Source organism: Pseudomonas sp. NPDC089741 (genome assembly GCF_044748825.1).
GTDB lineage: Bacteria > Pseudomonadota > Gammaproteobacteria > Pseudomonadales > Pseudomonadaceae > Aquipseudomonas > Aquipseudomonas helmanticensis.
Genome location: NZ_JBIVGT010000005.1, coordinates 77,497 through 89,644, shown reverse-complemented (window position 1 = coordinate 89,644; position 12,148 = coordinate 77,497). Strand labels below are relative to the sequence as shown.

Genomic DNA, 12,148 nt, shown 5'->3' with positions numbered 1-12,148 from the left:
CACGTACTGGCAACCCCCGGATGAGCAAACCATGACGCGCCCAAGATTCTTGCCCGACAACTTCACCTTGACCCTGATCGGCGTTGTGCTGCTCGCCAGCTTCCTGCCGGCCAGCGGCCAGGTCGCGGTCGGCTTCGGCTGGCTGACCAACCTCGCTATTGCACTGCTGTTTTTCCTGCACGGCGCCAAACTCTCTCGCGAATCGATCATCGCCGGTGCCGGTCATTGGCGCCTGCACTTGCTGGTGTTCGGCCTGACCTTTGTGTTGTTCCCGATTCTGGGGTTAGCGTTGAAACCGCTGCTGTCACCGCTGGTCGGCGACAAGCTGTACATGGGCATGCTCTACCTCTGCGCGCTGCCGGCCACGGTGCAATCGGCGATTGCCTTTACTTCGCTGGCGCGCGGCAATATTCCGGCGGCGATTTGCAGCGCAGCGGCGTCGAGCCTGTTCGGCATATTCCTCACGCCATTGCTGGTGACACTGCTGCTCAACGTCCACGGTGATGGCGGTTCGACGCTGGACGCGATCCTGAAAATCAGTGTGCAATTGCTCCTGCCATTCGTTGCCGGGCAGATCGCCCGCCGCTGGATCGGCGCATGGGTGGGGCGCAACAAGAACTGGCTGAAGTTCGTCGATCAGGGTTCGATTCTGTTGGTGGTTTACGGTGCGTTCAGCGAGGCGGTCAACGAAGGCATCTGGCATCAGATTCCGGTCGTCGATCTGCTCGGGCTGGTGGTGGTTTGCTGCATCCTGCTGGCGTTGGTGTTGCTGGCATCGACGGTGCTCGGCAAGGCCTTCGGCTTCAGTCAGGAAGACCGCATCACCATTCTGTTCTGTGGCTCGAAAAAGAGCCTGGCCACCGGTGTACCGATGGCGCAGGTGTTGTTTGCCGGCAGCACCATTGGCGTGTTGATTCTGCCGTTGATGCTGTTTCATCAGATTCAATTGATGGTCTGCGCGGTGCTGGCGCAGCGCTATGCGAAACGCCCGGAATCGGTGCCCGACCTCATGGCACAAGTCGACCCATAAAATTCCCCCTGTAGGAGCTGCCGCAGGCCGCGATCTTTTGATTTTGTTTTTAACAGACAAGATCAAAAGATCGCAGCCTCGTTGCACTCGACAACTCCTACAGGGATGCCGTTCCCCGCAAGAGAAGGGGTTATTGAGGGCTGTTGAACTGGTCGGAATAACTGCCGGTCATCAGCGCCGAAGCGACCCGATCAGAGCCGACACCGACACGGGAATAGGCAAATCGATTGATGCCCGTACGATCAGCGCCATCGGCAGCCAGGGCACCGGCACCAACATGATCGGAACCGTCAGAAGCCACCGCACCCGCGCCGACATGATCGGAACCATCAGAAGCCACCGAACCGGCACCAACATGATCGGAACCGTCAGAAGCCACCGCACCCGCGCCGACATGATCAGAACCATCAGAAGCCACCGCGCCGGCACCGACATGATCGGAACCGTCAGAAGCCACCGCGCTGGCGCCGACATGATCAGAGCCATCAGAAGCCACCGCACCGGCACCGACATGATCGGAACCGTCAGAAGCTACCGCGCTGGCGCCGACATGATCAGAACCGTCAGAAGCTACCGCGCTGGCGCCGACATGATCAGAACCGTCAGAAGCTACCGCGCTGGCGCCGACATGATCAGAACCGTCAGAAGCCACCGCACCGGCACCGACATGATCGGAACCATCAGAAGCCACCGCCTGAGGCTGCGCCGCCCATGCCCCAGGCACTACAACCGCAGCCGCAACCGCCAGAACCACGCCTGACAAAAGCCTGTATTTCATGATTTTCTCCACGACCCGGCAGCCACAAAGCGTTAACGCATCGTCCGCCGTACGATGACTGGCGCTACGACTCATTGGCTCGGGTTGATCTGGTTGGCGAAAGGCACGAGCGCACCGTCAGGCGCACGGGTGTCGACGTAATAAGTATCGAACTGAATCAGTATAGATCACTGAACCGTTACGGCATGGCGGGGGGATCGACGGGCGTTAGGCGTTTCGTTTCCTTCACTTGGCGGGCAAAGGCGAAATCAATCTAAAAATGCCAGTCTGGGCGAGCGAGCCTTTGCTAGGCTCAAAGGTGTAGGCGAAGACGCAGACTGATGCGCAATCGGATAGCAAGGGGGCGTGGGGCGCGCTCCGAAGGGTACACGGTTAGAAAGATCTCCGCGCTGAGATCCAGCCCTTATGCCGTGTGAAGCAGCCGAGGCCGTACCTTTTCAATTTGGTCCGGTACTGTGGGAAGCCCGATAAACCTTGTAAGCCAGAGACCAGCACTGGCCGCCTACTCGAACTCCAAAGCCCGCTTCGTGCGGGCTTTGTCGTTCTCGCCAGGTCAGATCGACTGCAGCGCCTGCGCCAGGTCGGCGCGCAGGTCTTCGACGTCCTCGACCCCCACCGACAGGCGCACCAGCCCATCACCGATGCCGAGTTTCGCGCGGGTGTCCGCCGGGATGGTCGCGTGAGTCATGATCGCCGGGTGCTCGATCAGGCTCTCGACGCCACCGAGGCTTTCCGCCAAGGCAAAGATCTTCACGTTCTCGAGGAAGCGTCGCGCGCCGGCCAGATCGCTGTTCAGATCCACCGAGATCATGCCGCCGAAACCACGCATCTGGCGCTTGGCCAAGGCGTGTTGCGGGTGCGATTCCAGTCCTGGGTAATAGACCCGTTTGACCTGCGGCTGCTGCTCCAGCCACTGCGCCAGATCCAGTGCGTTGCTGCAATGACGCTCCATGCGCAGCGCCAGGGTTTTCACCCCGCGCAGGGTCAGAAACGCATCGAACGGACCGGCGATGGCGCCGACTGCGTTCTGCAAAAAGCCGAGCTTCTCGGCCAGCTCAGCGTTCTGGCCAACCACGGCAATACCGCCGATCACATCGGAGTGGCCGTTCAGGTACTTGGTGGTCGAGTGCAGGACGATGTCGAAACCCAGCTCCAGCGGGCGCTGGATATACGGGCTGGCAAAGGTATTGTCAGCCACCGAGATGATCCCGCGTGCCCGGCAGATACGGGCGATGGCCGCCAGGTCTGACAGGCTCAGCAGCGGGTTGGTCGGCGTTTCGACCATGACCATGCGCGTGTCGTCCTGCAACGAGGCTTCGAACGCCGACAGATCCGTCAGATCGACAAAGCTGAAACGGTGCCCGGCACTGCGCTGACGCACCTTGTCGAACAGGCGGAATGTGCCGCCGTACAGATCGTTGCCAGAGACAATGTGCGAACCGGCATCGAGCAATTCCAGCACGGTCGAAATCGTCGCCAGCCCCGAGGCGAACGCGAAGGCCTGCGTGCCGCCTTCGAGATCGGCAACGCAGCGCTCGAGGGCAAAACGCGTCGGGTTGTGCGAGCGCCCGTAATCGAAACCCTTGTGCACGCCGGGGCTGTCTTGCAGATAGGTGGAGTTGGCGTAGATCGGCGGCATCAGTGCGCCGGTGGTCGGGTCCGGCGCCTGCCCGGCGTGGATCACCCGGGTCGCGAAGCCTTGGGATTTATCGTCGTGCTGACTCATGCGAGGGATCTCCGTAATTGGTTGAGCATGTCGGTGCGGGTGATCAGACCGTGGAAGCCTGAGGCGTCGGCAATGATCGCGACGAGGCCACGGCTGAGCACCGCTTCGAGTTCGGCAAGCGTAGCGCCGGGGGCGAGGGTTTGCAGTTTGTCAGTCATCACGCTGGAGACCGATTGACTGAAGCGCGCGGCATCTTCGTGCACCGGCAGGAGGATGTCGGATTCGTCGATCACGCCGACCAGTTGCTTGCCTTCCACCAGCACTGGCAGTTGCGAAACATCCGCCAGGCGCATGCGCTGGAACGCGGTCAGCAGGGTGTCGTCAGGGCCGACGCTGATGACGCGGCCATCTTCGAAACGGCGAGCGATCAAATCACGCAAATCGCCGTAGCCCTTGCGCTGCAACAGGCCTTGATCGGTCATCCACTGGTCGTTGTAAACCTTCGACAGATAACGCGTACCGGTGTCGCAGACGAAGCTGACCACGCGTTTCGGTTCGGTCTGTTCGCGGCAATAACGCAGCGCGGCGGCGAGCAGGGTGCCGGTCGACGAACCACCCAGAATGCCTTCGGCCTTGAGCAACTGGCGGGCGTGAGAGAAGCTTTCCTCGTCACTGATCGAGTAGGCGTGACGCACGCTGGAGAGATCGGTAATCGACGGAATGAAGTCCTCGCCAATGCCTTCCACCGCCCATGAACCGGGCGTCGGCATCGTGCCGTCACGGCTGTATTGCGCCATGACCGAGCCGATCGGATCGGCGAGGACCATTTCCAGATCCGGTTGCACCCGCTTGAAGAAGCGACTCAGGCCGGTCAGCGTCCCTGCCGAACCGACACCGACGACGATGGCGTCCAGATCATGTTCGGTCTGTGCCCAGATTTCCGGCGCGGTGCTGCATTCGTGGGCCAGTGGGTTGGCCGGGTTGTTGAACTGGTCGGCGAAGAATGCGCCGGGAATGTCTTTCGCCAAACGGGCGGCGACGTCCTGGTAATACTCCGGATGGCCCTTGCCGACGTCGGAGCGGGTGATGTGCACCTCGGCGCCCATGGCTTTCAGGTGCAGGACTTTTTCGGTGGACATTTTGTCCGGCACCACCAGCACCACACGATAGCCTTTGGCGCGGCCAACCAGTGCCAGACCGAGGCCGGTGTTGCCGGCAGTGGCCTCGACGATGGTACCGCCGGGTTGCAGGCGACCATCGCGTTCAGCCGCATCGATCATCGCCAGACCGATACGGTCCTTGATCGAGCCACCGGGGTTCTGCGATTCGAGTTTGAGAAACAGTGTGCACAGACCAGTGTCGAAACGGGTGACTTGCACTAGCGGAGTATTGCCGATCAGCCCAAGTACGGCAGGGCGTGATTCCTTAGACATTTCTTCACCTCTTTGTGGTGTTGATCGCGTTCCATTCGCGGGGAAAAGACTCGCGTGCAACATAGGCTCAGACAGGGACTGTCGCAACCATTAGTCCGTTGGAAATACTGCCATTTCGATCTAACCATAGAACCAAATCGGAGGCCGCGACGGCAAGATTTTCGTGGGTTTACAGGGAGGCGCCATCGAGTATTCAAAGGGCGTCTTCAGCGCCGCGCAGCGCTTGATCTGCGCAGCAATATCCTGCAGGGAAACCGCTCGGTCATTCTGCTATCGCAACGGTGCCAAAGCGTTTTCCAGTGATCGCGGTGATCATGAGTGGAACTCGTGATCATCAAGATTAAAATGAGTTTGTCTCAATCGTGACCGCTGTCGACAATGGTCGCCATCAACAAGACATTGGAGTTGTTTGTTATGGCACTGGCCCATTCCCTTGGATTTCCGCGCATCGGTCGCGACCGCGAACTGAAGAAAGCGCAAGAGGCGTTCTGGAAAGGAGAACTGAACGAGGCAGGCCTGCGTGAAGTGGGTCGCGAGCTGCGCAAGGCGCACTGGGATTTGCAGAAAAACGCCGGGATTGAATTGCTGCCAGTCGGCGATTTTGCCTGGTACGACCAGGTGCTGACGCACTCGCTGATGTTCGGGGTGATCCCTGAGCGTTTCCGTCCGCACGATGGCAAAGCCAGTCTGCAAACCCTGTTCGGCATGGCGCGTGGCGTCAGCGACAGCTGCTGCGGCGGTGCCCATGCACAGGAAATGACCAAGTGGTTCGACACCAACTACCACTATCTGGTCCCGGAATTCAGCGCTGATCAACAGTTCCAGCTGGGTTGGGAGCAGTTGTTCGAAGAAGTCGAGGAAGCCCGCGCGCTGGGCCACAACGTCAAGCCAGTGATCATCGGCCCGCTGACGTACCTGTGGCTGGGCAAGGCCAAGGGCGCCGAGTTCGACAAGCTGGAACTGCTCGATCGTCTGCTGCCGCTGTACGGCCAGATTTTCTCGCGTCTTGCCGCTCAAGGTGTCGAGTGGGTGCAGATCGACGAGCCGATTCTGGTGCTCGACCTGCCACAGGAATGGAAAAACGCTTTCGAGCGTGCCTACAACCAGATCCAGCGCGATCCGCTGAAGAAGCTGGTGGCTACCTACTTTGGTGGCCTGGAAGAAAACCTTGGTCTGGCGGCCAATCTGCCCGTCGACGGTTTGCACATCGATCTGGTGCGCGCACCGGAGCAGTACCCGACCATTCTTGATCGTCTGCCGGCTTATAAAGTGTTATCGCTGGGTGTGGTCAACGGCCGTAACGTCTGGCGCTGCGATCTGGAAAATGCCTTGGCGACGTTGCAGCATGCGCATGAGCGTCTGGGCGATCGCCTGTGGGTCGCGCCATCCTGCTCGTTGCTGCACAGCCCGGTGGATCTCGGTCGTGAAGACAAGCTCGATGCTGAGCTGAAAAGCTGGCTGGCCTTCGCCGTGCAGAAGTGTGAGGAAGTGGCTGTGCTGGCTCAGGCCGTCAACCAGCCCGAAGCGCCGAAAGTCCTGCGTGCCCTGACCGAAAGCCGTTCGGTGCAGGCCGCCCGTGCCGCTTCGCCGCGCATTCACAAACCGGCGGTGCAAGCGCGTGTCGCGGCGATAACCGCCAAGGACAGTCAGCGTCAATCGCTGTTCGCCCAGCGCATCGCCAAGCAGCGCGCGGGTCTTGATTTGCCGCTGTTCCCGACGACCACCATCGGTTCGTTCCCGCAGACCGCGTCGATCCGCCTGGCTCGGCAGTCGTTCAAGCAAGGCAAGCTGACCCTGGCCGAATACACCGAAGCCATGCACAGCGAAATCCGCCATGCAGTGGAAATCCAGGAGCGGCTGGGCCTCGACGTGCTGGTCCACGGTGAAGCCGAGCGCAACGACATGGTCGAGTACTTCGCCGAGCAACTCGACGGCTATGTGTTCACGCGTTTTGGCTGGGTGCAGAGTTACGGTTCGCGCTGCGTCAAACCGGCGGTGATCTTCGGCGACCTCAGCCGGCCGAAAGCCATGACCGTGGAGTGGATTCGCTACGCTCAGGGCCTGACCGGCAAGGTCATGAAGGGCATGCTGACCGGTCCGGTGACCATGCTGATGTGGTCGTTCCCGCGTGAAGACGTCAGCCGTGAAGTGCAGGCGCGACAACTGGCGCTGGCGATCCGTGACGAAGTGGTTGACCTGGAAGCTGCCGGCATCAAGATCGTGCAGATCGACGAAGCGGCGTTCCGTGAAGGTCTGCCGTTGCGTCAGGCCCAGTGGCAGCATTACCTGGACTGGGCGACCGAGGTGTTCCGCCTGTGCGCTTCCGGCGTGCGCGACGAAACGCAGATCCATACACACATGTGCTACAGCGAGTTCAACGACGTGATCGAGTCCATCGCGGCAATGGATGCCGACGTGATCACCATCGAAACCTCGCGTTCCGACATGGAGCTGCTCGACGCTTTCGAAGCCTTTGCCTACCCGAACGAAATCGGCCCGGGCGTCTACGACATCCACTCGCCACGTATTCCGGATGCTGCGGAAATGGCCAACCTGCTGCGCAAGGCCGCCAAGCGCATTCCCGCTGAACGGCTGTGGGTCAACCCGGATTGCGGCCTGAAAACCCGTGGCTGGCCGGAAACCGAAGCAGCGCTGGTGCACATGGTCACCGCCGCCCGCCAGCTGCGTAAAGAACTGGCGTAACACCTTAACCTCCTGAATAAACACAACCCCTTGTAGGAGTGAGCCTGCTCGCGATGGCGTCGCATCAGTCAGTAATGAGTTGACTGACACACCGCTATCGCGAGCAGGCTCACTCCTACAAGGGTTGTGTGTGAAGTTCAGAATCGGGGATTTCCTTGGCATCGCCGGGAGGCTGTTGCTACTGTGTCCAGCGGCAGTCCAAGTGTGGCAGACGACACACATGCACGCCTTCATGCGTGAAAACGCAGAATCTGTGCCCCATCGAACGGGTCCGTCAGGTAATGCGCTTTGACCCCGAATGTTTCCTGTAACCGCTGTGGTGTCAGCACCTCCAGCGGCTCGCCCAACGCCACCAACCGCCCGCGCTCCAGTACCGCCAGACGATCGCATTTCAACGCCTGATTTAGATCATGCAGGGCGATCAACGTGGTCACCGGCAACGCCTGCACCACGTTGAGAATGGTCAGTTGATGCTGAATGTCGAGATGATTGGCCGGCTCGTCCAACAGTAGAATTTGCGGTCGCTGCGCCAACGCCCGGGCGATGTGCACTCGCTGCCGTTCACCGCCCGACAGGCTACGCCAAAGACGATTGCGCAGGTGAGTCGCGTCAACGTCGGTCAGCGCTTGCTGGACGATGGCGTCGTCGGCATGCGACCACGGTTGCAACGCCGAAAGCCACGGCGTGCGGCCCAGTGCAACGGCGTCGAACACGCGAATGCCGTCGTCGGTGTCGGCCTGCTGTTCCACCACCGCAAGTTTTTGCGCGATGCTGCGACGGGGCATTTTGCCGAGGCGCTGACCTTCCAGCAGCACCTCGCCAGCGCTCGGTTCACGCAATCCGGCAAGCAGTTTCAGCAAGGTCGATTTGCCCGAGCCATTTGGCCCGACGATGCCGAGGGTTTCACCGCGCGTGACCTCCAGGCTGACGCCGTTGAGCAGCTCGGCGCCGCGCACCCTGAACGTCAAGCCTGCGCAACTGAGGACGTTGCTCATCGCGCCGATCTCCGACCAACCAGAATCAGGGCAAACACCGGCGCACCGACCAGCGCGGTAATCACCCCGACCGGGATCACCTGGCCCTTGATCAACGTGCGCGACAACACGTCAGCGGCAATCAGAAACACCGCGCCGCCCAGCGCACTGGCAGGCAGCAGACGGGCATGACCGGTGCCGAGCAACAGTCGCGCGGCATGCGGAATCACCAGACCGACGAAACCGATCGAGCCGACAATCGACACCATCACCGCCGTCACCAGCGCCGCGCAACCGATTAGCAGGATCTGCACTCGGCGTACCGGGATGCCGAGCGACGCCGCCGAATCCGCGCCAAAGGTAAACGCATCCAGCGCCCGCCGATGCCACAGGCACACCAGCAAACCCGCGATGGCCACCGGCACCGCCAGCCATACCGAGGGCCAGCGCACGCCGCCAAGATTGCCCAGCAACCAGAACATGATCCCGCGCGCCTGTTCGGAGCTCGCCGAGCGGGTAATCAGAAATGCCGTCAGCGCGTTGAACAATTGCGAGCCGGCGATCCCGGCGAGAATGATCTGCCCGGTGCCGCTGGCCGAACCGCTGACGCGCGCCAACAGAATCACCAGCACGAAGGCGGTCACCGCCCCGGCAAAGGCGCCGACCGACAATGAGATGACTCCGGCACCGACGCCGAGCAACGCGACCATCACCGCCCCGGTCGAAGCGCCGGCAGAAATCCCCAGCAGATACGGATCGGCCAACGGGTTGCGCAGCAGCGATTGCAGAATCACCCCGCACGTCGCCAGACCGGCACCGCAGGCAGCGGCGACCAGTGCGCGGGTCAGGCGGTAGTTCCAGACGATGCCTTCATCAATGGGGTCGAGCACATAACCGGCCCCCCACAACTTATTGGCCAATACTTGCAGGACCACGCCCGGTTCAATCGAAGTTTCACCGATGGCCACGCCAGCCACCACGGCCATCAACAATGTCGCCAGGGCCAGCAACGTGCGGATCAGGCTTGCACTCATTTCGACAGGTCGTAGCCGTTGATGGCCGTGGCCAGTTGTTCCAGGCCATCGAACATGCGCAGGCTGGCCTGCATGGCCATGGCGTCAAGAATGATGATGCGGTTGTTTTTCACCGCGTCCATGTTGCGCGTCACCGGATCGCTGCGCAGGAAGGCGAGTTTCTTTTCATAGTCGTCAGCGGGGAAGCGACGGCGATCCATGCGGGCGATGACGAGGAACGTCGGGTTGGCTTTGGCGATGGTTTCCCAGCCGACCGTCGGCCACTCTTCATCGGATTCCACCACGTTGCGCACGCCGAGGGTGCTCAGCATGAAATCGGGAATGCCTTTGTGCCCGGCCACGAAGGGCTCGATGTCCATTTGTGCGCTGGAGAACCACACCAGCGCGCTGGCGTCTTTCAGTTGTTTGCCCTGTGCGGTGGCAATCGACTTGGCAAGGCTGGCCTTGAGTTGCTCGTTGAGCTGGTGTCCGCGATCCTGCACATCGAAGATCTGCGCCAGTTGGCTCACGCTCTTGTAAATGCTGTCGATGCGAAATGGCGCCAGTCGCGTGCCGTCGGCGCCGACCAGATTGTCCTTGGCTTCGCAATCGGAGGGCAGCAGGTAGGTCGGAATCTTCAGCTCATGAAACTGCTCACGGGTACCGACCGCACCTTGCGGGCCGACCATCCATTCCAGCTCCACGGCGACCAGTTCCGGGCGTTTGCCGATCACCGATTCGAAGCTCGGTTCGTTGTCGGCCAGGCGCTCGATCTTGTCGTCCTGCGTCTTGTACTTGGCCAGCACATTGTTGAACCACAGCGAGGTGCCGACGACTTTGTCGCTCAGGCCCATGGCGTAGAGCAGTTCCGTGCCGGCCTGGCCGATGGTCACCGTACGAGCGGGAGCATGCTCAAAGGTCAGGCTGCTGCCGCAGTTTTCGATGGTCAGCGGGTATTGAGTCGGTGCCGCATGGGCCAGCGTGCCAAGGCACAGGCCGGTGATGAGGGTGGCAACGCGGGGCAGCAGCATGAGGCAGTCTCCAGGAAAACCGTACGGGGAGCGGCAGAGTACGGTTCGGAAACACACCATCGAGCGCGGTCAGGGCAACAGCGCAAGGCCGCTCATCCCGGAAGACGCGCACGGCACGGTGTCCTTCCCGGACACCCCGCCGGTTAGTCAGTCACTGTGCCGGCAGGTCTCCTGACTGATGCGTCATCGCCAATGCTCCGGCCTTCCCGGGGTTCACCCAGTGGCAGTCGTGGAGCAGGCTCAGCACCTACAGTTGCGGGGGCAGTTCCGATCGATGCTGTGCAAGCACCTCGGATTCCCTATTAATCCCGTTTGGAAACCGGCGGCGGCATGGTAGTCGATCAGGCCGCTGAAGGGGAGACGAATCTGCCGGGTGAGGATTAATGCTGGCTCATCAAACCGTGCAACACGCCGAGGCGCAGGCCCGGTTCCGACGGCAGCATTTGTGCGATGCCGAACACTTTGAAGGCGGCCAGCATCAGCACCAGACCACCGGGCAGAATGCTCTGACGATGAGGTTGCAGCCCGGCCAGTTTCAATTGCTGGACGTTGTTCACCTTCAGCAGAAGCAACGACAGGCGTAGGAGCCCGCCGTAGGTGATGCCGTCCTGACCGTAGTCGTTGAGACGATTGGCCTTGAGCACTTTAGCCAGCATGCGCGCAGTGCCGGAAGAGCCGATGGTTTGCTGCCAGCCCTGAGCACGGTAGCGCCGGGCAACTTTTTCAAACTGCAGGATGGCGAAACGTTCGGCTTCCTGTAACGCAGCGGCGGACAGGTCGCCGCCGCGAAAGAAGCGTGTGCTCAAGGTGCCGCTGCCGATGGCGATACTTTCGGTGAGCAACGGTTGCGCGCCCTGGCCGAGGATCAGCTCGGTGGAACCGCCGCCGATGTCGACCACCAGGCGCATGTCGACGGCGCTCGGCAAGGCGTGGGTGACGCCGGCGTAAACCAGCCGCGCCTCTTCATGGCCGCAGATAACGTCGATCGGAAAACCCAGATGCCGTTCGGCGCTGGCGAGAAACAGCTGCGCATTGTCGGCCTCGCGCACGGCGCTGGTCGCCACCGCGCGCACGCGACCGGCTTCGAAGCCACGCAGTTTCTTGCCGAACCGCGCCAATGCCTGCCAGCCGCGATCCAGCGCCAGCGCGTCGAGCGCGCCACCGTCAAAACCCTCGGCAAGCCGCACCGGTTCACGCAGGGTTTTCACTTCCTGTATCAGCAGGCCTTTGCGGCTGCGCACTGACTGCCCGATCATCAGGCGAAAGGCATTCGAACCCAGGTCGATGGCGGCAAACAGCGAGGCGTCGTCTTTCATGGGAATCCCTGCAAAACATCCGTCGCGAGGCTCAAGACGGTTTGCGAGGATTGTGCGGTGATCTTGATGACATCCTGATGACGGGGCAGGGGTGATTCAATGAATTTGCGGCTGTCATGACACTGTCATTATCCGGCGTCTATGCTGACCTCAATACATCGCGTGTTCTTAAAGTTTCTGCTGCCATTCGTGGCAGCTTTTTTT

Annotated in this window: 9 protein-coding genes and 1 riboswitch; of the genes, 2 read left to right on the top strand and 7 right to left on the bottom strand. The window is 61.1% G+C overall.

Annotated features, from left to right (window positions below):
* Positions 1-31 precede the first annotated feature (31 nt).
* Positions 32-1,030, top strand: coding sequence for a bile acid:sodium symporter family protein (locus tag ACIPZE_RS07495; protein ID WP_283436779.1), 999 nt, complete (start codon positions 32-34; stop codon positions 1,028-1,030).
* Positions 1,031-1,160: 130 nt separating this feature from the next.
* On the opposite strand, the gene ACIPZE_RS07490 is transcribed toward ACIPZE_RS07495, so the two are convergent.
* The 3 genes from ACIPZE_RS07490 to ACIPZE_RS07480 form a co-directional block, all read right to left on the bottom strand.
* Entirely contained in the window at positions 1,161-1,808 is a 648-nt protein-coding gene (locus ACIPZE_RS07490) for a phage infection protein (RefSeq protein WP_400772200.1), read from the bottom strand.
* Between the two features lie 553 nt (positions 1,809-2,361).
* Positions 2,362-3,534 (bottom strand): cystathionine gamma-synthase, encoded by a 1,173-nt coding sequence (locus tag ACIPZE_RS07485; protein WP_283436777.1) that lies wholly within the window; start codon positions 3,532-3,534, stop codon positions 2,362-2,364.
* Complete coding sequence (locus tag ACIPZE_RS07480; RefSeq protein ID WP_129392857.1) at positions 3,531-4,907, bottom strand: pyridoxal-phosphate dependent enzyme; 1,377 nt, start codon at positions 4,905-4,907, stop codon at positions 3,531-3,533. The genes ACIPZE_RS07485 and ACIPZE_RS07480 overlap by 4 nt, the downstream gene beginning before the upstream one ends.
* 414 nt (positions 4,908-5,321) lie before the next feature.
* On the opposite strand from ACIPZE_RS07480, the gene metE reads away from it, so the two are divergent.
* Complete coding sequence (metE, locus tag ACIPZE_RS07475) at positions 5,322-7,610, top strand: 5-methyltetrahydropteroyltriglutamate--homocysteine S-methyltransferase (protein WP_400772198.1); 2,289 nt, start codon at positions 5,322-5,324, stop codon at positions 7,608-7,610.
* A gap of 230 nt (positions 7,611-7,840) precedes the next feature.
* Here metE and ACIPZE_RS07470 read toward each other — a convergent pair whose 3' ends face one another.
* The 4 genes from ACIPZE_RS07470 to ACIPZE_RS07455 form a co-directional block, all read right to left on the bottom strand.
* Positions 7,841-8,605: an ABC transporter ATP-binding protein gene (locus ACIPZE_RS07470; RefSeq protein ID WP_283436775.1), complete on the bottom strand. Its 765-nt coding sequence runs from the start codon at positions 8,603-8,605 to the stop codon at positions 7,841-7,843.
* Entirely contained in the window at positions 8,602-9,606 is a 1,005-nt protein-coding gene (locus ACIPZE_RS07465; protein WP_283438638.1) for an iron ABC transporter permease, read from the bottom strand. Before ACIPZE_RS07465 ends, ACIPZE_RS07470 begins: the two co-directional genes overlap by 4 nt.
* Positions 9,607-9,614: 8 nt before the next feature.
* Positions 9,615-10,628 carry an ABC transporter substrate-binding protein gene (locus tag ACIPZE_RS07460; RefSeq protein WP_400772197.1) on the bottom strand — a complete coding sequence of 338 codons (1,014 nt, stop codon included), beginning with the start codon at positions 10,626-10,628 and terminating at the stop codon, positions 9,615-9,617.
* Positions 10,629-10,771: 143 nt separating this feature from the next.
* A riboswitch (cobalamin riboswitch) is annotated at positions 10,772-10,967 on the bottom strand.
* Positions 10,968-11,008: 41 nt separating this feature from the next.
* On the bottom strand, positions 11,009-11,944 hold the full coding sequence (locus ACIPZE_RS07455; RefSeq protein ID WP_283436773.1) for a Ppx/GppA family phosphatase: 936 nt from the start codon (positions 11,942-11,944) through the stop codon (positions 11,009-11,011).
* Between the last annotated feature and the right edge of the window lie 204 nt (positions 11,945-12,148).

Coding starts and splice junctions, on each gene's coding strand:
- ACIPZE_RS07480 (WP_129392857.1), bottom strand. CDS start 4,907: ATGTCTAAGGAATCACGCCCTGCCGTACTTGGGCTGATCGGCAATACT.
- ACIPZE_RS07485 (WP_283436777.1), bottom strand. CDS start 3,534: ATGAGTCAGCACGACGATAAATCCCAAGGCTTCGCGACCCGGGTGATC.
- ACIPZE_RS07470 (WP_283436775.1), bottom strand. CDS start 8,605: ATGAGCAACGTCCTCAGTTGCGCAGGCTTGACGTTCAGGGTGCGCGGC.
- ACIPZE_RS07495 (WP_283436779.1), top strand. CDS start 32: ATGACGCGCCCAAGATTCTTGCCCGACAACTTCACCTTGACCCTGATC.
- ACIPZE_RS07455 (WP_283436773.1), bottom strand. CDS start 11,944: ATGAAAGACGACGCCTCGCTGTTTGCCGCCATCGACCTGGGTTCGAAT.
- metE (WP_400772198.1), top strand. CDS start 5,322: ATGGCACTGGCCCATTCCCTTGGATTTCCGCGCATCGGTCGCGACCGC.
- ACIPZE_RS07460 (WP_400772197.1), bottom strand. CDS start 10,628: ATGCTGCTGCCCCGCGTTGCCACCCTCATCACCGGCCTGTGCCTTGGC.
- ACIPZE_RS07490 (WP_400772200.1), bottom strand. CDS start 1,808: ATGAAATACAGGCTTTTGTCAGGCGTGGTTCTGGCGGTTGCGGCTGCG.